Source organism: Pontibacter populi, from assembly GCF_040278685.1.
GTDB lineage: Bacteria > Bacteroidota > Bacteroidia > Cytophagales > Hymenobacteraceae > Pontibacter > Pontibacter populi.
Window position 1 is genome coordinate 193,476 of sequence record NZ_JBEOKT010000006.1, and the last position, 21,221, is coordinate 214,696.

A 21,221-nucleotide genomic window follows, 5' to 3' on the forward strand; every position below is an offset into this window, starting at 1 on the left:
ATAATCAGTGTTATAAATTGTGTAATTTTTTGCATTTTTTGCACCATTTCTGTAGCCATTGTGTTTAGATATTGTACTTAAACTAACAAAGCTAATAGAGATGAATCAACCTAATAAAGAACTAAAAGTACAGAAGCCTAAGGTCGAGAGTTATGACATTGCGAAGTCGGATGAAACTATGCATCTGGCGGTAGACCTGGCAAAGTTCATTAAAGAGAACAGACTATACCAGAACATACAGGGCAAAGAATATGTGAACGTGGAAGGCTGGCAATATGCCGGATCGCGCTTAGGTATTTTGCCTGTAGTGGAACATGTGGTGAATATCAGCACCGATGATGAGATAAAATACCAGGCTAAAGTTAACCTGCTTGACCTGCGTAGCCAGCAGGTAGTAGGAGCAGGTTTTGCGATCTGTTCTAATAAGGAGCAGGGTAAAAAATACTACCAGGAATTCGCGATTGCAAGTATGGCGCAGACCCGTGCCATTGGTAAAGCATATCGTAATATTCTGGCCTGGATCATCAGAGCAGCTGGTTACGAGCCAACTCCTGCAGAAGAGATGGACTATAGTGGCAACGATACTGTAAAAGCAGCTAAGAGCCCTGCAGTACCAACCGAGAAGAAAGCAACTATGCGCGCTTCGGAAGCGGCAGCTACAGCTGATAAAGAAATAGCAGAGTCGCCATCAACGAGCGTACGTTATGCATCGGCTAAGCAGAAAGAAGAGATTATTCGTTTACTTAATAACCCGGTGATCACGCGCCAGGAAAAGACCAAAATGTTACTGAACATCAACCGGTTTGATGAGGAGCGTGCAGCCCAGGCTATCGATAAACTGAAGAAAGTGATCGAAGAGCGTGAAGACGGACAATCTGCAGCGGCGTAACCACTACAATAGCTATAGCAAAGCCTGCTTCAAAAGAGCAGGCTTTTTATTTATTTAATTATTATTTTAGGTTAATCTAAAATATTTTAAAACATTTGCCTAAACATTCGTAATGTATTGTAAAAGCAAATGATGAAACACACGTTTACTAACACCAGATCAGCTCTGAAATGGGCGCTAACTATAGTTATAATTTTACTAACCACACATGCCTATAGCCAACAGCAACCAATACCTTTACCTGACTTAATAACCGATCGTCCCGACCAGACAGAAAGCGCATTTACTGTCCCTGCCAGATCCATACAAGTAGAGTCCGGGTTGTATTTCGAGAAAGCAAGGGATGGTGAAGCAGTCAGTACTTACACGGCTTACCCTGCTACACTGATCAGAGTTGGTATCATTTCGTGGCTGGAATTGCGGGCAGAGGGCTCTTACCAGAATCTTACAGTTGAAGACGAAACCTCTACTCAAGTAAAAGGATTCGGGCCGCTGACAGTGGGTGCCAAAGTGAAACTATGGGAAGAAGAGGGCCTAAGACCTCAAGCAGCTTTCATGACAATGGTTGATCTGCCGATAGGCGATGAGGCATTCACACCCGAAAATCCGGAACCCAGTCTGCGCCTATTGTTTAAGAATTCGCTTAGTGAGAAAATGGATCTGAGCTATAACCTTGCCTATGGCTGGGAAGGCGGCAAAGCAGTTAAGAGTTACTCCGCAAGTATAGGAGCAGGGATTAGCGATAAACTAGGCATATTTGGAGAGGTATTTGGTGATAAAACGAACGGGGAGAAAGCTGTGCATTGTGTTGATGCCGGATTAACATTTGTGCTGTTTCCCAACTTTCAGATGGATCTAGCCGCAGGTACTTCTATCAAATCCTCCACCCCTGATTATTTTGTTACAACCGGTCTTAGTATCAGGTTGCCGAGGTAAGTGATTTAGTTGTATGAATCAGGATTTTCAGGATTAGTTCGTACCACTGGCGCGAGTCTCCAGACTCGTGACTTAGGGTGGTGTTGAGTCTCCTGACTCAACTGGCCCGATAGGGACAAGAAAAGTAGTAGCTGTGGTTATAGTTTTATAGTTACCGTAATCCAACCACCCTTAACCTCTCAGGACTACGCTCGCTACCTTTGAAATCTCATCTCGGTAGTCTAAGGCGGGGAGTTTTTGGCCTTTGCTATAGATAGCCTTATAATTTTGTAGTTGTTGATTAACACCCCTATAATCCCCTCAAGGGGATACTTCTGCTATAGGTATAATTTAATTTATCGTTTCATAGTTACAGCCTGTCGAGCGGACAGGTCGCGACCTGTCCCTATGGAACTATAACCACGATAAAGCTCGAAGCTTATCAGTCAAGTTAAACTATAGAGTTGCTATGAGAAATATCACAGTCTTTGGGTTGAGCGCCTTGTGAATATCTGGTGGCGAAGCCATTGCGAAGAATGAGCAAAAGAGATTCGCACAGCGCGATGCCCGAAGACGGGGCCTCCCGGCCATGAGGGCACCAAAGCTGAATTGAAACGATAGGTTTATAGAGCTCCCAGGATGAAAAATGGTTTGAAAGGATAGCTTGGCTAAGAAAGTATAGAATCAAACTATAGAATTCAGATTTCTCCCGATGGTCGAAATGACAAGGAAGTAACAATAGGACTTATAAGATTTTTCGACCGAGCTTGAAATGACAATATAGGAGTTACAGGATTAAGATAAAGTAACCCCACCCAACCTGACAAATCATTAAAATATTCTGACTTCTCTACCCAATAGATTATCTTCGCTGAATAAACGGCCATCCCTTGCAAGACATTCATCATATCCTTAAAACTTACTGGGGCTACGACCAATTCAGGCCGTTGCAGGAGGATATTGTGCGGTCGGTGCTGGATGGTAAAGATACGCTGGCGCTGTTGCCTACGGGTGGTGGTAAATCTATCTGTTTCCAGGTGCCTGCGATGGCCAAGGATGGAATTTGCCTGGTAATTACGCCACTTATTGCCCTGATGAAAGATCAGGTAGAGCAACTGAAAAAGCGGGATATTCCGGCGGTGGCTGTTTACTCGGGCATGAACCGCCGTGAGATAGATATTGCGCTTGATAATTGCGTGTATGGAAACGTGAAGTTCCTTTATCTGTCGCCGGAACGCTTGCTGACCGATATTTTCCAGGAGCGCGTGAAGCGGATGAAAGTAAATTTATTGGCCGTGGATGAAGCACATTGTATCTCGCAGTGGGGTTACGATTTCAGACCACCGTATTTGCAGCTGGCAGCATTACGCTTGCTGTTACCTGGCGTGCCGGTTATAGCCCTTACCGCCACAGCTACCGAACACGTCCGCAAAGACATACAGGAAAAACTTCACTTTAAGCAGGAAAATATTTTCGTTAAAAGCTTTGCAAGGGCCAACCTGTCATACTCCTGCCTTTACACCGAAGATAAAATAGGCCGTTTGCTGGAGATATTGCAGCGCATGCAGGGGCAAACTATAGTGTATGTGCGCAGCCGCAGGCAGACCGTAGAAATAGCCCGTTTTTTACAGAGCAGGCAGATCTCTGCCGGTGCCTACCACGCCGGGTTAAAGTTTGAGGAACGCAGCAGAGCGCAGCAAGCCTGGATAGATGATAAAGTGCGGGTAATAGTAGCAACCAATGCCTTCGGGATGGGAATTGATAAGCCGGATGTGCGGTTGGTAGTGCACCTGGATCTGCCCGAAAGCTTAGAAGCTTATTACCAGGAAGCAGGCCGAGCCGGGCGAGATGAAAAGTATAGCTATGCCGTGATCCTGTATGGGCCAAGCGATGTAGCAGATCTGCAAAAGAAAGTAGAGGAAGCACATCCGCCGCTGGAGTTAATCCGGAGGGTGTACCAGTGCCTGGCTAACTATTACCAGTTGGCTGTAGGTAGCGGACTAATGAGTAGTTTCGATTTTGAGCTGGCCGACTTTGCGCGCAACTATAAACTGAAGCCACTGGAAGTGCACCATGCCATAAAAAGGCTGGAAGGCGAGGGATATCTGCAACTCAGTGAAGGATATTACGCACCGTCACGCATTTTTATACAGCTGAATAACACGGAGCTGTACGAATTCCAGGTGATTAACCCGGAGCACGATAGCTTACTACGCCTTATTTTGCGCATGTATGGTGGCGAAGCCTTTGCCAATTTTGTAAAGATATCGGAGCGCAAACTGGCTGAGTACCTTAAAAAGCCGGAACAGGATATCCGTCGTAAATTAGAGTATCTGCATAAGCTGCAGGTTATAGTATACGAACCACAGCACGATGCCCCACAGTTAATATTTACGAAGGCCCGACAGGATGCACTTAACCTCCCGCTAAACCATAAGAAGCTAGACGAACTGCGCGAACGTGCCCTGAAGCAGGTAAAGGAAATGAGTAAGTTCGTAGAGAATACCAACCGTTGCCGTACACAGTTGCTACTGGCTTATTTTAACGAGATATCAGATGAGAGTTGCCGCATCTGCGACTTTTGCCTGGCCCAACGCAAAAAAGCCCGGCAAGAGAAAGAACTTAAAAGTTTGCGCGAGAAACTGCTCACTTTAGTGCAGCAAAAACCTTACCTGCCAAAAGAGCTCGTGCAGCAGTTCGAACCTAAAGATGCAGCCACCATAACAACACTCGTACGCGAGCTGGTAGACCTCGGAGAAGTAGCTTATACCGTTGGTGGCCAGGTGCAGAAAACTTAAACTATAGTTCCTGCAAATTCAGTACAATACCATTTCACCTCTCTCATATTTTTAATTCAATTTCTAGTTTTAACTCATCGCCTGGGCTGGAGTTCTTCTTCCGGATCTTAAAAGGAAGTTTAAACTTTAAGGCTTTGATTAATAGGGTTTAAACGATTTAAAAAGGGAAGTTCAGCAAGAGTCTATAAATTATCACAGGTCAAGAATTATACTTTCGCCATAAAAAATAGTGTTTATACTAAAATAAACTGCAAAAAATAAATGATCTGTGTGGCGTGCGTATATGATACTAACCAACATTGTGCAAAAGATGAGGCGGATATAACGATATTATACTGAAAATTAAAGTAATGGCAATGATCGTAATTTTGGAAGCCCGGATAAGAGAGGAGTCTGTTGATGAGGCCAAAGCTTTTTTTCAGAAGGTTATACCTGATACACGCATTTACGAAGGCTGCCTGGCCAGCAAACTTTTTCAGAGTGAAAAGGAGCCGACGTCGTTACTGATGGTTGAAGATTGGGAGTCACAGGACCACCACAGGAAATACCTTGACTGGTGTACCAGGACTGGCATGTTGCGCAAGTTACTTCGTCTTTCATCGGGGCCTCCTAACTTACGTTATTATCACACACTGGACACCTGAACTATAAACAAATTTTAGATTACCTGAATACTTGTTAAACAAAGCTATAGTTTGTTGGTTTTTATTGTAAATGAAGTAGTTAAGTTGTTTAGATGCAACCTTTTACAAATTCCGACATCTTTAAATAAGAGATAAACCTACGTAACGCATAAATACATAAGCAAGCCAAAGGAGAAAGATATAGCAAAGCCTGAGGGCCAATTGTTACGATAAACTCCTTTTGAGGTAGAGGGCAAAAGGAGCTAACAGGTACAACCACAAGTATACAGTGGTTGTACTTCGTTTTTTAAGTGGTTTGTGTTTTCAGGAGCGTTTCTATAGTTATTTCAGTACCATGACCATGTGCTGTGTGGATGTCGAAAAGCCGATACCCTCCCAGAAATTGACAGCACCCGGGTTTTTTACAGAAACCTGTAGCTCCAAGTGGTCGGCGCCATTGTCCTGCAACCAGTTGCGGGCTGCTTCAAACAACTCTTTCCCGATCCCTTTATGCCGGTAAGCTTCCTTAACTATAGTTTCGGCTATATACCCTTTGCGGCTCAGTTCAAAGCCATTAACACTTTGCCTGATTGTGCAGATGATCATACCTATCCAGTTGCCTTCCTGCTCGTACGCAAACACCTTTGTGCCTTTCTCCCTTATCCGTTTCAGCAGTTCGGTTTTTAGAGTGTTTTCGTGGTTGGGCTTACATTTAAATACTTTATGCAGGCGCTGGTGTTGTTGCATCAACTCAAGCCACAACGGGAACAGTTCATCTATTTCTTCTGGGGTAGCTTCTACGATCATGGGGGTAATGTACTTGCTAAAACAATCTTTTCAGGTCAGCCGGAGATTTTAAATAAACTGTATAATCCGGGGTTTTGCCAAAACCATACGCGGCGTACACAAACGGAACTCCCGCTACCAGGCTGGCTTCATAATCGCCTTTGGTATCGCCAACATACACAGGTTGCTGCAGGTTGTTGCGCTGGATAATATCTTTCAGGTTATCGCCTTTAGGGTTGCCGGTACGGCCGGAGCATTCGTAGTCCTGGAACAGGTTGCCAAGGTTGGTGTATTCGTAAAAAGCTTCGATATACCCATCCTGGCAATTACTGACTATAAACAGTTTATAGTTGTTGTGCAGGTACTCCAATGCTTCCTTTATGCCCGTAAACAGGTCGCCGCCATCCTTTTTTAGTAACTCCATTTCCTTGCGGCCGCTAACCTCCATCAGCTCTTTTTTCTGAGCACCGGTCAGATCCGGGAAGAACTTGTCGTAGATCAGGTCGTGTTGCATGCCTGCCACAGAGCGTATGTCATACTGCGTAATTTTCTGCACTTCAAAATCTACCTGTTCACGGGCTTTGTTCCAAGCGCGGGCCACGGTTGCGGTTGCATCCCAGAGGGTGCCATCCAGATCAAATATCAGGCTGTCGGTATTGGTTTTCATAGGTTGTTAATTCTGCTGATCAGGGTAAATAAAAGTAACTTCATAGATCTTGTTGTCGCGGATACGGTACACGGCAATGGCTTCTATACGAGGTTTGGTCTTATCCGTCTGCACCCGCTCATGGTCTATTACCACATTTCCGGACACGATCCGGTTTACAAGTTCGCAGTGCAGGTCCGGAGTTTCGGCAAATTTCTGCGCATAACGCTTTCGCATCTCCTCTATACCCTGGTAGGTCAACACGCCCGGCTGTCGGTACACTTTTACATCATCGCTGTATGCTTTTATAAATTCATCGATGTCGCGGTTGTTATACCCCTGCAGTTGCAAGGTAGCAGGTGCCTCTATGCCGGTAGTTTTAGGTATATGTTGTGCCGAAGCAGATAAAGCAGCCATTATCAGAACTATAGTTAGTAAATAAAATCTCATTTTCAGGGTCATGTAAATTACGTAAATCCCGGGAAGTAAAGGTGCGTATATGGCTCGTATGTTAGAAGAACTCATCATACGCACCCTCTGCGATACCTTACCCGCCACACCTGCTGATGCCTTATTCCTGTTCGGGCAGACAGAGGATAACCAGGACACCGCCTTTGCCACTGCAAAGTTACTCTTACAGGATAACTATACCACTAAGGTTTTATTTTTAGGAACCGACCCAATGAGTGGTTACCCCGGTGGAGCCAGTTGGTTTGCAGCCATGCGCGCACTCGGTTTGCCACAGGATGCCCTCGTGCAGATACAGCCCGTTCCAGCCAACACCAATATGTTGCACACAGGCATTGAAGCTACCTCAATGGTGAAGCATGCGCTGGCGCAGGGCTATAAAAAAGTCATCGTTACGGCAGCGCCTTTTCAGCAGCCACGCGCTTTTATGGCTGCAGCCACAGCCGCTATGCGCCTTTACCCCGAACTAAAGCTCTATAGTTTGCCCGGCAAACCATTACCATGGCAGCAGGTAGCCGTGCACTCGCAAGGCAAAACAGAAAGCACCCGCGCCGGGTTAATTGCCGGCGAAATGAAACGGATCGAGAAGTATAGTAAGCACGGGGATCTGGCTACGGTTGACGAGGTGCTGACGTATCTGAATAACAGGGATTGCTGATGTTGTACAATAGCATTTCAAGTGCTTTCTCATGTCATCCCGAGCTTTAGCAAGGTATCTTATGTGTCCTATCGTTCAAGCTTTCTGCAACCCGAAAAAAGACGCAAAGTATTGCGTCTCTACAATCCCATTCCGTAGGGACAGGTCGCGACCTGTCCACTCGACAGGCTGTAACTATGAAACGATAATGTCAACTATAGCAACAGCAGAATGTCCCCCTTTGAAGGGGGCGAAGGGGGATGTTAAACCGTACCAGATCTCTCACGCTGTTCGAGATGACAAAGTAAAAAGCAGAAAAACTCCCCGCCTTAGACTACCGAGAAGAGATTTCGAAGGTAGCGAGCGTAGCTCTGAGGGGTTAGGGGTGGTTGGACCACGGCAACTATAAAAACTATAGCCAGCGCCATTGCTATTCTTGTCCCTACCGGGCCAGTTGAGTCGGGAGACTCAACACCATTCTAAGTCACGAGTCTGGAGACTCGCGCCAAGAAAGTGAATTATAAAAATATAGCAGAAATTCCCCTCAAGAGAGGGGCAAGGGTGGTTAAATCCTCCACCTATTCTTAGGTTAAAGCTGGTAAGAAGTAAAGGCTAGCTGAGTTGCAATGCAAAATTATTATGGTGTTTGAAGCATTTCCCGTACCTGCAGTTTATTTACCGTTAACTTATCTATCTCCAGTTCGTCTATCTTCAACTTCAGCACCCTGGAGTAGCCCATCGACATTCTGCCGATGGCTATAGTTCCGATGGCTAATGCACCAACGGCTAACGCGCCGCAGGCAAACGCCCCGATAGCAAGTGCACCCGATGATACTGCTCCTGCAGCAGCCCGCTTAATCGCGAAACTTTCTGCAAATGTTCTGGCAATTTTTGTCATGGCTATAGTTGTAAGGTATGATCCTGAACTATAACTAACGCACTGGCATACTTAAAGTTAAGGAGTTTGGTTATCAGCTATAGTAGCAAGGCTAACTGCCAAATATTACTGGTCATTATCTTCATAAAACTCTATAAGGGCACCAAAATACGCTTCGTCCCAGCCTTCGGTGATGTCGGTGTAGTCGTGATCGGGGATATTGGTGTGGCGGAGTTCGGCAGAGGTTCCAAACTTATGCGGATGCAGTTTTATAGTTACGATCGACGGCTCTGCCTGCTCGCCGAAATACCATTGCTGCACCAGCTTTTTGCCTTCCTCAAACTCGAGGTTTTTGCCAACTATACTTCCATCAAACAACGAAAACTCAGAACCGGGCTCGGTACTCATTTCGGCTTCGTCGCCGGTCCAGGCTTGCAGGGTGAGCGGGTTTGTGAGGGCAGCGAACACAATTTCAGGCTCGGCAGGTATAACGTAGTATTTTTTATAGTCTTTCATGGGGCAGCTATTTTTTGGCAAACGTGCGGATGTATAGTTCTTCTACTTTCTGGCGGGCCCAGGGCGTTTTGCGCAGAAACTTCAGGCTGGAGTTAATGCTTGGGTTAACGTTAAAGCTGTTGATATTTATCTTGTAGCCAAGCTCATCCCAGCCATAATAATCTACGAGCTGCACCAGTATGCGCTCCAGTGTTTTTCCGTGAAGGGGGTTGTTCTTTTGTTCTTCCATGCTGTTCAGGCCCTTTTCCTGTTTGCTACATACGTGTTTGGCCTGTTGGGTGGCAAGTTATAAATAAGCTACGGCCTTTTCTGCAGCTTCCGGCAATAAATGTTACGTGTTAGCTGCATAACTTTTTACCGCAGGGTAAGTTTAGTAACTATACTTTTTCTGATAACCAAACCGATACCCATGAAAGCATTTGTAGTAAACGAGCCCGGCCCACCGGATAGCCTGACACTGACCGAACTCGAAAAACCAACTATAAAAGAAGGCGAAGTGCTGATAAAAGTAAGGGCCATCAGTATTAACCCCGTTGATACCAAAACCCGGGAAGGCAAAGCGTTTTTTAATACTTTAAAAGAGACCCCACCTGTTATACCTGGCTGGGATATTTCGGGCGAGGTAGTGGAAGTGGGAGAGAAGGTGTCCTACTTTAAGCCTGGAGACGAGGTGTTCGGGATGGTTAATTTTCCGGGAAATGGCAGCGCCTACGCCGAATACGTAGCAGCACCCGAAGCACACCTTGCCCACAAACCAGCTAATATACCACACCACGAAGCCGCTGCCGCTACCCTTGCCGCTCTTACTGCCTGGCAGGTATTGGTAAACGAAGCCGACATACAACCGGGCCAGCGCGTACTGGTGCATGCCGCAGCAGGAGGAGTAGGCCATTTTGCCATCCAGATAGCCAAGTATTTTAAAGCATTTGTGATCGGTACGGCATCAAAAGAGAACCACGATTTTATCCGGAATATGGGCGCCGACGAGCAGGTAGATTATAATGAATATAAAGTTGAAGATGTGGTAACAGATGTCGATATTGTATTAGATTCGCTGGGGGAAGAGAACTCGTTACGCTCCTTAAAATGCCTGAAGGCTGGCGGCAAGCTGGTGTCTATACTTGGTGGCGCAAAAGAGGCGGTGCAGCAGGAAGCACAGAAGCGAAACATTGAAGCAAAAAGTTACCTGGTGCATTCCAGTGGCGAAGACATGGCCAAAATTGCCGACCTTATGAGCCAGGGAAAACTGACGGCGCACGTATCGCGTGTATATGATTTTGAAGACATAGCCAAAGCGCACGCCCAGGTAGAGACCCGCAAAACACGCGGCAAAGTAGTAGTGAATATAAGTTAATGTAAACTATAGTTCATACTTAAAACCAATACCATGACACAGACTAAGAACCTGGAAGTATGGCTGCGCGGCCCTATAAACGGCGTACCCGATCTGTTGCAGCCAGTAGCGCACGCGCTGTTGCAGGCCCGCGACGAAGTAGAAAGTTTTATGCAGGATTTCCCGGAAGACTTGATCTGGGAGCGGCCGGCCGGGGTGGCCTCGGTGGGTTACCATTTGCAACACTTAACCGGCATACTGCAGCGCCTGCTAACCTATGCCCGCGGCGAAGCCTTAACCGAAGACCAACTGGCCTTTTTGTATGCCGAAGGCAAGCCAACCGAAGCAACAGCCCAGGATCTGGTGCAGCAGTTTCATGAGCAGGTTGATAAGGCACTGGAGCAAATTAAACTAACAAATGCAAACACTTTAGCGGAAGTGCGACGCGTGGGTAGGGCACAGGTAGAGTCTACGGTGATGGGGCTGCTGTTTCATGCAGCAGAGCATAGCATGCGCCATGTAGGGCAGCTGCTGGTAACGGCACGTGTGCTACGCGGACAAACCAACGGCAGATAACTATAGTTTACGATTACACTCCTGGTTTCATAAAGTCGAAAGCGCCTTTGCGCAGGTTAATGCCATGCTCCAGGTAAGCTTTCAGGCATGCCAGGAAATTGGCCCAACCGGCAGTGTTGCCCATCAGCCAGGTTAAACCAGCCTCGTTGTTATCCATTTCTTTTTCGGTAATGGTAACAACGGTGGCCTGGTTGCCTGTTGGTGCTAATGCGATCTCTACCTGTAGTTCGGTACCGTCTGTGCCATCCCAAAAGAAAGATAAGGACTTATCCGGCTCCACGTTGCTCACCCGCACCGGGAAAGTTTCTGCAAACTCCGGGAATTTCCAGGTTACGGTTTTACCTGCCTCCATGGGGCCGGAGCTTTCAGAAATAAAGTAATTCGACATTTTTGCCGGATCAACTATAGCTTCGAAAACCTGCTGCGCCGGTTTCAGGATCTGTATTGCTGTTTTTATCTGTAGTTTTTGGGTTGCCATGTTAGTTTATACTTACTGCTTTAAACCATTCTGTTAGCAGATTGTGATCAATGTCGTTTATAGTTTTAAGCTTGATGTGGCGCATGTCTTTGCCTGTTCCTTCAAGCCGATGTGGCGCATGTCTTTGCCTGTTCCTTCAAGCCGGTTATGCGGGTCATTCAACTTCTGGAAATTGAAGAAGCCCAACGTAACGTAAGCTTTAGCCGATTTAAGATAAGCAAAGTCTTTGTTAGTTCTGAAGACCGGCCGGCCCCATTTAAATTCTTCGGTTACCTGCGGTACGGTATCGTGTATCAGCTGGCGTATAGTTTTCAGAATGTCCTGCTGGTTGCCGGAGTTGATGATGTAGTCAGTTACTTGTGGGTGCATGGGGGATGTTTAATTAAACTTTTTATTTTACCTGCTAAAACGACTCCCTTTCTATTTAGCTTTAAGTTTTTGAATCTGTTGCTTTGCATCAGATTTCGCACCATCGTCTCCATGCTTAAACATTAGCTCATAATATTTCAAAGAATTTTTTTTATCACCTTTCATCTTATAAGCTTGAGCAATGTTACCTAATATAATGTGATCTGTTGGTGCAACTTTTTCAGCTTTCAATAGAGACACTAGGCCTGCATCAATTTCATTCCTGAGTAAGTGCACAACAGAGATATTTGACAAGCTCTGTACATGATCTGGATAATATTTTAACACTGTTTCAGAAATTTGTTTCATGTTTTCAAGCAGTGCATCATCATTAGTTTCATATAACTGCATTACATAATCCTGTATTGATTCCAGCATCATTTCTTTCCCATCTTCTCTTAGCGCATTCTCCGACCAACGCCACCTGTTTTTATTGTTATTAGAATACTCAATTGTTTTGATAATTTCAGATGTGAAATCATCGTACATTCCAAATTGCCCAAGTGCATAAATTTTCCCAAAACGCATGTCGAGTCTATCAGGAAACTTGTTTATTCCGTTGTTTATGTACTCGATTCCTTTTTTCAAATCATCTTCATTTAGTTGTATCTCGGAGTTAATAAAACCGGCCGTAGTTCCTGAAGAATCGGTTAATTGAAGACTTTCAGTATCATTTGAGGTTGCATCCATAGTCAGAACTTCTGTAATGCTCTTCTGTACATAATGATTGAAGTAGGCAACATATAACTCCGGATCATCGGGAGATTTAGCTTCCCACTCTTTCAGTACTGATGTTTGCCCGGCTATATCATTTGAGGTACATAGTGCTAAGAATTTTTCTCTTAAGCTTTGGGCAAAGGTATTTGTAGATAAAAACAGAAGTACTGCTAGGAAGAGGATTCGGGTTGCTTTCATAATTAGTTATAGCCTGATCTATAAATATAGCGATTTCTAATTATATAAAGTAAAACGCCCTGCCACTTTTCAGCGACAGGGCGTTTTGTAAGTATTGGTAACTATAGTTTAGTAATCGTCGCGCTCAATGGCGGCTACACCTGGCAGCGTTTTGCCTTCCATGTATTCCAGTAGCGCACCGCCACCCGTCGATACATATGATACCTTGTCGGCATAGCCAAACTTGTTAACGGCTGCAGCAGAGTCGCCACCACCAATCAGCGAGTAGGCACCCATGCGTGTAGCATCTACTACGGCATCAGCAACAGCTTCAGTACCTACCGAGAAGTTCGACATCTCGAACACACCCATCGGGCCGTTCCAAAGTATAGTTTTTGAGTTGCGGATCACGTCAGCATACTGTTCGCGTGCAGTTGGCCCGATGTCAAGGCCCATCCAGAGCGGTTTAATGTGGTGGCTCAGGCTGGTGTCGATGTTGGCATCGTTACTGAAGGCGTCGGCCACCACCGAGTCAACTGGTATCATCAGGTTCACACCTTTTTCGCGGGCCATGGCAATAAGGCGTTTCGCCAGGTCAATCTTATCTTCTTCAACCAACGAGGAACCAATCTGGCCGCCATCTGCCTTCACAAAAGTATAGCTCATGCCACCGCCTATCAGCAGATTATCCACGCGGTCCATTAGTTTTTCTATAATCAGGATCTTGTCAGATATCTTGGCACCACCCATAATAGCTGTGTAAGGGCGCTCGGCATTGCCCAGCACGCGACGCGCATTTTCCAGTTCGGCGGTCATCACATAACCCATTACTTTGTCTTTCGGGAAGTAACGTGCAATTACGGCCGTAGAAGCGTGCTCGCGGTGCGCCGTTCCGAAGGCATCGTTCACATACACATCGCCCAGCGTAGCCAGTTCTTTCGCAAAATCAGCATCGCCTTTTTCTTCGGCCTTATGGAAACGCAGGTTCTCAAGCAATAAAATTTCGCCCGGTTTCAGGTCGTGGGCCATTTGTGCTGCCTGTGGGCCAACACAGTCTTCGGCAAAAAGTACGGTGGTGTTAAACTCCTGCGATAAACGGTTAACCAGGTGCTTTAATGAGTATTTTTCTTCCGGGCCAGCCTTAGGTCTTCCCAAATGCGACATCAGGATAACAGCGCCGCCATCGGCTAATATTTTCTGAATGGTAGGTACGGCCGCTCTGATGCGGGTGTCGTCTGTGATGCGGTACTCTGCGTCGAGGGGTACGTTAAAATCTACCCGCACCAGCGCTTTTTTGCCTGCGAAGTTATACTCGTCTATCGTTCTCATGGAGTAAGGTTATAGTTTTATTTGTGTTACTCGTTGTTCGTGTTTCAGCTTTTTTTGTTGCTGAAATTTAAAAGGATGAACAAATATAGTAAAAGGCTATTATTGGGAGTTAGAAAGTTGGGAAGTTAAAAAGGTAGAAAAGTTTGGGTGCTTTGACCTGGCAGTGTGCGCAGCTCCTGCTAGTCGAAGATCCCGGACTTGTTCCGGGGCGTCTGGGGTTATAGTTTATAGTTGACGTGGTCCAACCACCCCAACCTCTCAGTGCTACGCTCGCTACTTTGGAACTCTCGTTCTCGGTAGTCTAAGGCGGGGAGCTCTTCTGCTTTTTACTTTGTCATCTCGAACAGCGTGAGAGATCTGGTACAGTTTAACATCCCCCCTCGCCCCCTTCAAAGGGGGACTTTCTGTCCTTACCAATTTTCAAACTATAGTTTTATAGTTGCAGCCTGTCGCGCGGACAGGTCGCGACCTGTCCCTACGGAACTATGACCACGATAAATGTCGAAGCTTTTCAGTTCAAACTTTAGATAGGGGTTGCTATGAGAAAGATCTCAGTCTTTGGGTTGAGCGCCTTGTAGATTTCCGGTGCCGCAGGCATTTCGAGGTACGAGAAAAGGAAATGTACACAGCGCGATGCCCGAAGACGGGGCCTCCCGGCCGTGAGGGAGCCAAGTTGAAGATGAAACTATAGGTTTGTAAAGCTACCAGGATTGAAAGCACTATGAGAAGATAGCTTGGTTCGAAAAGTAGAGTTTCAGACTATAGGACATATAAGATCCCTCGGCTGACGCTCAGGATGACAAAAGAGAAAGTATACTAATGAACCACTTCTCCGAGTTATCACTTTTAACTTTAAACCCTTACCTTTTAACCCTATTAATTAACGCTTCCAATTTATTACCTTTGCAGGAATGAGAGTAGGAATAATTTTCGGTGGGCCATCACGTGAGCGCGAGATCTCTTTTGCGGGTGGCCGTACGGTTTACGATAACTTAGATAAAGCATTGTTCGAAGCTGTTCCGGTGTTTGTGGACAGCCTGGGCAATTTTATATTGTTGGATTGGCATTTCATCTATAAAGGCACTATCCGTGACTTTTACCCTCCGGTTGATGTATTGCCAGAGAGCGAGCATAGCTTGCAGGTGTACCTCGAGTCGTTGGGTGAGCTGAGCATTGAAGAGCAGGATAAGATCATAGCCAAAGCTGGCAAGCGTCTGCAGCCAAACGAATTCAAGAACCATTTCGATTTTGCTTTCCTGGCCCTGCACGGACCTTACGGCGAAGATGGCAGCATTCAGGGTTTACTGGAGTGGTATCATATTCCTTATTCCGGCTCTGGTATACTTCCGTCTGCTATAGGTATTGACAAGGTAGCGCAGAAGGAAATGCTGAAACAACACGGCTTCCCGACACCGGATTACCGCATCATCAACTATAGCCAGTGGTCTGAGAAGCAGAACCGTCCGCAGATTTTTGAGAAACTTGTTGCTGACCTTGGCTTGCCGTTGGTTTTAAAAGCTCCGCATCAGGGTTCATCTATCGGGGTTTCTATTATCAAGGAGAATGACTTTTCCGCTTTTGAGTTAGGTGTAGAGCGCAGCTTCTTTACCAAAACCATCTACAAAGCACAGTGGCTGGCGATGGGCGAGGAGAAGCAACTGATGAGCATCAAGCAGCTGGTAGATATCCGTGAAGGAATAGGGATGCCTGTGCAGCTGGAAGACGGAACTATAGTTTACCATCCGGAAGAGCTATTAAATCACATCAACAAAACCTTTACTTCATCTGCCACCGATAGCATCACGCTTACGAACATCGAGCATGAGCAGCAAGTGTTGGTAGAGGCCTTTATCCGTGGTAAGGAGTTTTCTTGTATTGTGGTGCAGGATGAGCAGGGACAGCCGATTGCGTTGCCGCCAACCGAGATCGTGAAAGGCAGCGAAGTATTCGATTACCGTTCTAAATACCTGCCAGGCCTGAGCCGCAAAATTACGCCAATCAACCTGCCAACCGAGCAGATTCAAAGTATAAGACAAGCTACTAGCAGGTTATTTACCGCCTTCGGGTTTAACGTGTATGCGCGTCTGGATGGCTTTATTACAGATAACAACGAGATTTTCCTGAACGACCCGAACACCACATCAGGTATGTTACCGTCGTCGTTCTTCTTCCACCAGGCCGCTGAAATTGGTTTGAATCCATCGCAGTTCCTGACCTATATTATCCGTACTTCGGTAGCTGAAAGACTGAAATCTGGAAAGGATACTGTGAAGTTTACAAAGCTGCTGGCTGAGCTGGATAAAAGTATAAAAGAAGAGCAGGCGCACCGTCATGACAAGATTCGTGTGGGTGTGATCATGGGCGGTTACTCTTCGGAGCGCCATATTTCGGTGGAGAGCGGCCGTAATATCTATGAAAAACTTTCATCGTCCGTGAAGTATGAGCCTGTTCCGGTTTTCCTGACAGGCAGCAACGAAGAGCACCGTTTGTACACGATCCCGATCAATATCATGCTGAAGGATAATGCAGACGATATTAAAGAGAAGGTGTTGTACTTTGAGAATGGTGGAAAGCCGCACCCGGTGCTGGCCCAGATCGCAGAAGAAGCTGAAAGTATAACCCGCAAGTATACAGGCAGCACCTTACAGGAACCACAGCGCATCAGCTATACGCAATTAAAGAATCTGGTTGATGCGGTGTTCATTGCGTTGCATGGTCGTCCCGGTGAGGATGGCGCGTTGCAGGCTGAACTGGAGAAACTGTACATTCCATACAACGGTTCCGGCATCCGCTCGTCTCAGATCACGATCAACAAGTATGAGACCAATGAGATACTTGCCAAGCATGGTGTTCCGGTAGCCAAACACCGCATGGCCTGGAAAGAGGAATGGCAGAAAGATAAGGACGCATTCTTCCAGCAATTAGAAGCGGAGTTTCCATATCCGTTTATTGCGAAGCCAGCCGACGATGGTTGCAGTTCTGCCGTGAAAAAGATAAAGAACCGTGCTGAACTGGAAGCTTTCACTACCCTGATCTTCCGGGAAATGGAGGAACTGGATACCGATTGTGCACGTACGTTATCGCTCGGTTTTAAAGAAGAATTCCCGAACAAGCAAGGCTTTTTAGTGGAGACGCTTATCTCCAGAAACGGCGCGAAGCACTTCCTGGAAGTTACCGGCGGTTTGCTAACAACACATGCTCCGGATGGCAGCGTAAACTACGAAGTGTTTGAAGCATCAGAAGCACTGGCAGAAGGCGAAGTACTATCTTTGGAAGAGAAGTTTTTAGCTGGAGAAGGACAGAACATTACGCCTGCACGTTATGCCGCAGACCCGGACCGCCGCCAGAAGATATCAGACCAGGTAAAAGAAGACCTGAAGCGTGTGGCCCAGATTCTGAACATTGAAGGCTATGCCCGTATTGATGCCTTTGTGCGTGTGCTGGAGAACGATGAAGTGGAAACGATCATCATAGAAGTAAACTCGTTGCCTGGTATGACACCGGCCACTTGTATCTTCCACCAGACCGCCATTAACGGTTACAAACCATACGACTTCATCGACCGCATCCTGACCTACGGCGTGGAGCGAACGAAGATGAAAGCGACGGTATAGTTAGAAAATTAAAAAAATTATAAGTTAGAAAGTTGGTTTATAGTTAGGAGTTAGAAATTAACAGGTTAACCATCAACCATCAGCAATTAAATTATATGTTAAAAGCGAATTCGTTTGCCGATGTAGTAAAACATCTGGCTATTATGGGAGCTATAGTAGGAGTGCTGGTTATCGGCTTCTTTTACTTTTACCTGCCATCTACCACCAACCATGGCGAGAGCGTGCCGGTACCTAAGATAACAGGTATGCTGTTGCCAGATGCGGAGGCTTTTCTGGAAGAGAAGAACCTGCGGTTCTTTATAAACGACTCCAGTTACAACTCAGACCATAAACCGTTCGAGATCCTGACCCAGGATCCGGAGCCGGGTGCACAGGTAAAAGAAGGCCGTAAGATCTATATTTCGGTGAACATGAAAAACCCGCCGATGATCAAAATGCCAAAGCTGATAGATGGGTCAGTAAAAAATGCAGAGCTTATCCTGAAAAGCTATGACCTGAAAGTTGGTAAAATTACGCCTGTGCCGGACCTGCAGAAAAATGCGGTACTGAAGCAGTTCGTAAATGGTAAAGAAGTTGCCCCCGGCGAAAGTATAGCCAAAGGTTCTGTAGTAGACCTGCATGTGGGCGATGGTTTGGGTAATACGGAGTTTGAAGTACCGGAAGTAATTGGTATGCCAGTAGACGAAGCTTCGGTATTATTAGTAGGACAGGGACTGCAGATCGGTAACATCTTGTATGTGCAAGGCAGCGGTGAACCGGATGGTACCGTGCTGAAGCAGCGTCCGTTTGCTGAAGTGGGAGCCAAGATACGTGTAGGCGAGCTGGTTGACCTTTGGGTTGCAGGAACGGAGCCTGTAGAGACAATAGAGTAACAACTATACGCGACGCCTGCCAGCAATGGCAGGCGTCGCTGTTTTATACCAGTACGGTACACCAAATCGTTATTAATGCGTACAGTCGATGGCTTTTAAACGATAAATTCCTATCTTCTTACCTGATACCCTGACCCTATGAAAAAAACCTTACTGTTTGCAGTTATACTTTGGAGCTATAGTTTGGCAACTATGGCGCAGGCAGTGCTTGTGCCTTTAACAACAGAGCAGCGCAGCCAGGTAGGTACAAACTATAGAATAGCGGCAACTATAGCAGCGGTCAGTCTTCCTTTTTTCGATGATTTTGCAACCGTAAATACCTCTCCGGATCCGGCGCGCTGGATAAATGGTGGCGTGTTTATAAATAACAGGTTCGCGTTTGAGCCACCAACTAAAAATGTAGCTACGTTCGATGGTCTGAATGCAGCCGGGCAACCTTATCTGGCAAATGCTACCAGTCCTGGACCATCCGATACACTTACCTCACAGCCTGTTCGGTTAGGCGCGCTTTCGCCTTCCGATTCTGTTTACCTGAGTTTTTACTGGCAGGCAGGTGGCTTAGGTTCTGTTCCTTTAAAAACGGTAGAGAATGCTTTTTACCTTGTGCTTGAGTTTAAAGATAACGCCGGGAACTGGCAGCAAGTCTGGCGACAGAATGCAACCGGCCAGGCCTCCGGTTTTACCCAGGTATTTGTTGGGTTAAAAGATGCCCGCTATTTCCATAACGACTTTCAGTTCCGGTTCCGTAACATTGGCCGACGAAGTGGCTTGCAGGATATCTGGAACCTGGATTATGTGGAACTGGATAAAAATCGCCGCAAAGGTGTGAATACCACCCGCGACATAGCCATCAGTAAACCCGTAACGCCCTTACTGAAGAACTATACCGCTATGCCGGTGCACCAGTTCCTCGAAGACCCGGCTGCAGCGCTGGCAGACACAGTTTCGGCCACTGTGAATAACCTGGGAAATGTACCCGGAGCCATTAGCTGGCGTGGGTTTCTGAAAAGAGCAAATTCAGCTACAGCCGATACTTTCCTGGTAGAGCAGGGCCTTATTCCTGCCAATGTGCGTCAGTACAAGATCGCGGGTAAACCAACCATAGCTAAAATCGCGCTTCCTTCCGAGAGCTTTAGTTTAGTGCATGGTTTCAGGCTGAACACACGGGAGCAAAACCCATTACAGGCCGCTAACGATACCACTTTCCGGGTAACTACTTTTGCCGATTACTTTGCGTTTGACGATGGCAGCGCGGAAGCCGGTTTTGGTTATCCTGCCGAAGGAAACACGACCCAGGTAGCGCTGCGCTATGAGCTGGCAAAACCAGATCAGGTACGCGGTTTCAGGATCTATTTCCCGAGGGTTGGAACAAGCACGGAAGGCAGAATTTTATCGGCCCGCATCTGGGAAGACGCAAATGGCCTGCCCGGGCGTGTACTGCACCAGGAGAACTTCGAGGTGAAATACACCGAAGGTAACAATGAATTTTATGAAGTTGAGTTCAGTGAGCCTGTTTCAGTTAAGGACATTTTTTACCTGGGATGGAGTCAGCCGGCCAACCAGTTCATCGTGTTCGGTTTCGACAGGAACACTAACACACCGAACAGCCGCTACTTATGGAACAGTCAGAGCAACTGGCACCCGGATACTTTTCTGGAGGGAGCCGTGATGATGCGACCACTGATGACCGGTCTGGCTTTAGGAATTGAGGATGAAGACCCGGTTGCAGCAACTATAGAACTATACCCGAACCCAACTACCGGCATGGTGCAGCTAAGTGGCCCTTACAAAGCACTTACCGTATTCGATATTACAGGCAGGCAGGTGCATCGTCAGCAGCGGAATACTTCTGTAAATAGTGTAGATTTGCGCCATTTGCCGGCGGGTATGTATACTTTCCGGATAGAAACAGGTAAAAAGATTATCACCAAAAAACTTATAATAACATTATGATCACGACAGATATCACGGCAGAAGAACTGAAAGAACGCTTAAGCAAAGGCGAAACTCCTGTTATTATAGATGTACGCGAAGATTGGGAACACCAAGAAGGAAACATTGCAGGAGCCCAGAACATACCACTCGGAACGCTACCACTGCGCCTGGAAGACCTAGAAGATCTGAAAGAGCAGGAAGTAATTGTGCATTGCAAATCAGGTGCACGCTCGGCTTCGGCCAAAGCGTTTATGCAGCAGCAGGGCTTTACCAATGTACGGAACCTATTAGGCGGTTTCCAGGGATACAAAGGCTAAGCTAAAAGATCAGTTTAATCAGAGCCCGGTATAGTTATAAACTAACTATACCGGGTTTTTGTATTTTGCCAGTCTGTATTTTGTCTTTTTACTACTGATTACTATTTCTACAGGCTATCTCCGATAAGTTTCTGATGAATTTTGAAGTCAGTTTCCTCCTTTAACAATCTCCTATAGTTAAACCTACCCGAATACATCAACTGCAGATAAAACCTGGGATATACTCTCCGTGTAAAATAGATGTTTCAACTTGGATTAAAATTAGATTAAATTCCTTTAAGGATTTTAATTGTGTGTTAGAAAAGTATAA

At 46.2% G+C, this 21,221-nt stretch carries 21 protein-coding genes; 11 read left to right on the forward strand and 10 right to left on the reverse strand.

The features are described 5' to 3' along the window. Positions 1-100: 100 nt before the first annotated feature. The 4 genes from ABS362_RS08830 to ABS362_RS08845 all read left to right on the forward strand — a co-directional run bounded on the left by ABS362_RS08830 (position 101) and on the right by ABS362_RS08845 (position 5,246). The gene (locus tag ABS362_RS08830) at positions 101-889 is read left to right on the forward strand and encodes a hypothetical protein (RefSeq protein ID WP_350412061.1); all 789 of its coding nucleotides are present in this window, start codon (positions 101-103) and stop codon (positions 887-889) included. Positions 890-1,018: 129 nt separating this feature from the next. Next, positions 1,019-1,825, forward strand: coding sequence for a transporter (locus tag ABS362_RS08835; protein WP_350412062.1), 807 nt, complete (start codon positions 1,019-1,021; stop codon positions 1,823-1,825). A gap of 869 nt (positions 1,826-2,694) precedes the next feature. Next, complete coding sequence (locus ABS362_RS08840) at positions 2,695-4,602, forward strand: RecQ family ATP-dependent DNA helicase (RefSeq protein ID WP_350412063.1); 1,908 nt, start codon at positions 2,695-2,697, stop codon at positions 4,600-4,602. 350 nt (positions 4,603-4,952) lie between these two features. Further along, the gene (locus ABS362_RS08845) at positions 4,953-5,246 is read left to right on the forward strand and encodes a putative quinol monooxygenase (RefSeq protein ID WP_350412064.1); all 294 of its coding nucleotides are present in this window, start codon (positions 4,953-4,955) and stop codon (positions 5,244-5,246) included. Between the two features lie 321 nt (positions 5,247-5,567). Here the strand turns inward: ABS362_RS08845 and ABS362_RS08850 are convergent, their stop codons facing one another. The 3 genes from ABS362_RS08850 to ABS362_RS08860 are packed head-to-tail and all read right to left on the reverse strand — an operon-like array spanning position 5,568 to position 7,107. Continuing rightward, on the reverse strand, positions 5,568-6,032 hold the full coding sequence (locus tag ABS362_RS08850; RefSeq protein WP_350412065.1) for a GNAT family N-acetyltransferase: 465 nt from the start codon (positions 6,030-6,032) through the stop codon (positions 5,568-5,570). A gap of 16 nt (positions 6,033-6,048) precedes the next feature. Next, complete coding sequence (locus tag ABS362_RS08855) at positions 6,049-6,678, reverse strand: HAD family hydrolase (RefSeq protein ID WP_350412066.1); 630 nt, start codon at positions 6,676-6,678, stop codon at positions 6,049-6,051. Positions 6,679-6,684: 6 nt separating this feature from the next. Then, positions 6,685-7,107 carry a nuclear transport factor 2 family protein gene (locus ABS362_RS08860; protein WP_350412067.1) on the reverse strand — a complete coding sequence of 141 codons (423 nt, stop codon included), beginning with the start codon at positions 7,105-7,107 and terminating at the stop codon, positions 6,685-6,687. Positions 7,108-7,156: 49 nt separating this feature from the next. Between ABS362_RS08860 and ABS362_RS08865 the strand changes: the two genes are divergently transcribed. Further along, entirely contained in the window at positions 7,157-7,783 is a 627-nt protein-coding gene (locus ABS362_RS08865; protein ID WP_350412068.1) for a YdcF family protein, read from the forward strand. Positions 7,784-8,399: 616 nt separating this feature from the next. Here ABS362_RS08865 and ABS362_RS08870 read toward each other — a convergent pair. From ABS362_RS08870 to ABS362_RS08880, 3 genes are all read right to left on the reverse strand, one after another. Continuing rightward, positions 8,400-8,660 (reverse strand): hypothetical protein, encoded by a 261-nt coding sequence (locus ABS362_RS08870; RefSeq protein WP_350412069.1) that lies wholly within the window; start codon positions 8,658-8,660, stop codon positions 8,400-8,402. A 105-nt stretch (positions 8,661-8,765) separates the two neighbouring features. Then, positions 8,766-9,155, reverse strand: coding sequence for an SRPBCC domain-containing protein (locus ABS362_RS08875; RefSeq protein ID WP_350412070.1), 390 nt, complete (start codon positions 9,153-9,155; stop codon positions 8,766-8,768). Positions 9,156-9,162: 7 nt separating this feature from the next. Then, the gene (locus tag ABS362_RS08880) at positions 9,163-9,384 is read right to left on the reverse strand and encodes a VF530 family protein (protein ID WP_350412071.1); all 222 of its coding nucleotides are present in this window, start codon (positions 9,382-9,384) and stop codon (positions 9,163-9,165) included. A gap of 180 nt (positions 9,385-9,564) precedes the next feature. Here ABS362_RS08880 and ABS362_RS08885 point away from each other — a divergent pair, with 180 nt between their 5' ends. Then, the gene (locus ABS362_RS08885) at positions 9,565-10,509 is read left to right on the forward strand and encodes an NADP-dependent oxidoreductase (protein ID WP_350412072.1); all 945 of its coding nucleotides are present in this window, start codon (positions 9,565-9,567) and stop codon (positions 10,507-10,509) included. Between the two features lie 33 nt (positions 10,510-10,542). Beyond that, positions 10,543-11,064, forward strand: a complete 522-nt coding sequence (locus ABS362_RS08890) for a DinB family protein (RefSeq protein WP_350412073.1) — start codon at positions 10,543-10,545, stop codon at positions 11,062-11,064. Positions 11,065-11,077: 13 nt separating this feature from the next. On the opposite strand, the gene ABS362_RS08895 is transcribed toward ABS362_RS08890, so the two are convergent. From ABS362_RS08895 to ABS362_RS08910, 4 genes are all read right to left on the reverse strand, one after another. Further along, positions 11,078-11,542, reverse strand: coding sequence for an SRPBCC domain-containing protein (locus ABS362_RS08895; RefSeq protein ID WP_350412074.1), 465 nt, complete (start codon positions 11,540-11,542; stop codon positions 11,078-11,080). 57 nt (positions 11,543-11,599) lie between these two features. Further along, on the reverse strand, positions 11,600-11,911 hold the full coding sequence (locus ABS362_RS08900; RefSeq protein WP_350412075.1) for a DUF1801 domain-containing protein: 312 nt from the start codon (positions 11,909-11,911) through the stop codon (positions 11,600-11,602). A 51-nt stretch (positions 11,912-11,962) separates the two neighbouring features. Continuing rightward, positions 11,963-12,865: a tetratricopeptide repeat protein gene (locus ABS362_RS08905; protein ID WP_350412076.1), complete on the reverse strand. Its 903-nt coding sequence runs from the start codon at positions 12,863-12,865 to the stop codon at positions 11,963-11,965. A gap of 108 nt (positions 12,866-12,973) precedes the next feature. Beyond that, positions 12,974-14,173 (reverse strand): phosphoglycerate kinase, encoded by a 1,200-nt coding sequence (locus ABS362_RS08910; protein WP_350412077.1) that lies wholly within the window; start codon positions 14,171-14,173, stop codon positions 12,974-12,976. A 911-nt stretch (positions 14,174-15,084) separates the two neighbouring features. Here ABS362_RS08910 and ABS362_RS08915 point away from each other — a divergent pair. From ABS362_RS08915 to ABS362_RS08930, 4 genes are all read left to right on the forward strand, one after another. Further along, the gene (locus tag ABS362_RS08915) at positions 15,085-17,787 is read left to right on the forward strand and encodes a D-alanine--D-alanine ligase family protein (protein ID WP_350412078.1); all 2,703 of its coding nucleotides are present in this window, start codon (positions 15,085-15,087) and stop codon (positions 17,785-17,787) included. A 95-nt stretch (positions 17,788-17,882) separates the two neighbouring features. Continuing rightward, the gene (locus ABS362_RS08920; protein WP_350412079.1) at positions 17,883-18,659 is read left to right on the forward strand and encodes a PASTA domain-containing protein; all 777 of its coding nucleotides are present in this window, start codon (positions 17,883-17,885) and stop codon (positions 18,657-18,659) included. 138 nt (positions 18,660-18,797) lie between these two features. Further along, positions 18,798-20,612: a T9SS type A sorting domain-containing protein gene (locus ABS362_RS08925; protein WP_350412080.1), complete on the forward strand. Its 1,815-nt coding sequence runs from the start codon at positions 18,798-18,800 to the stop codon at positions 20,610-20,612. Further along, the gene (locus ABS362_RS08930; protein ID WP_350412081.1) at positions 20,609-20,911 is read left to right on the forward strand and encodes a rhodanese-like domain-containing protein; all 303 of its coding nucleotides are present in this window, start codon (positions 20,609-20,611) and stop codon (positions 20,909-20,911) included. Before ABS362_RS08925 ends, ABS362_RS08930 begins: the two co-directional genes overlap by 4 nt. Positions 20,912-21,221: the final 310 nt, after the last annotated feature.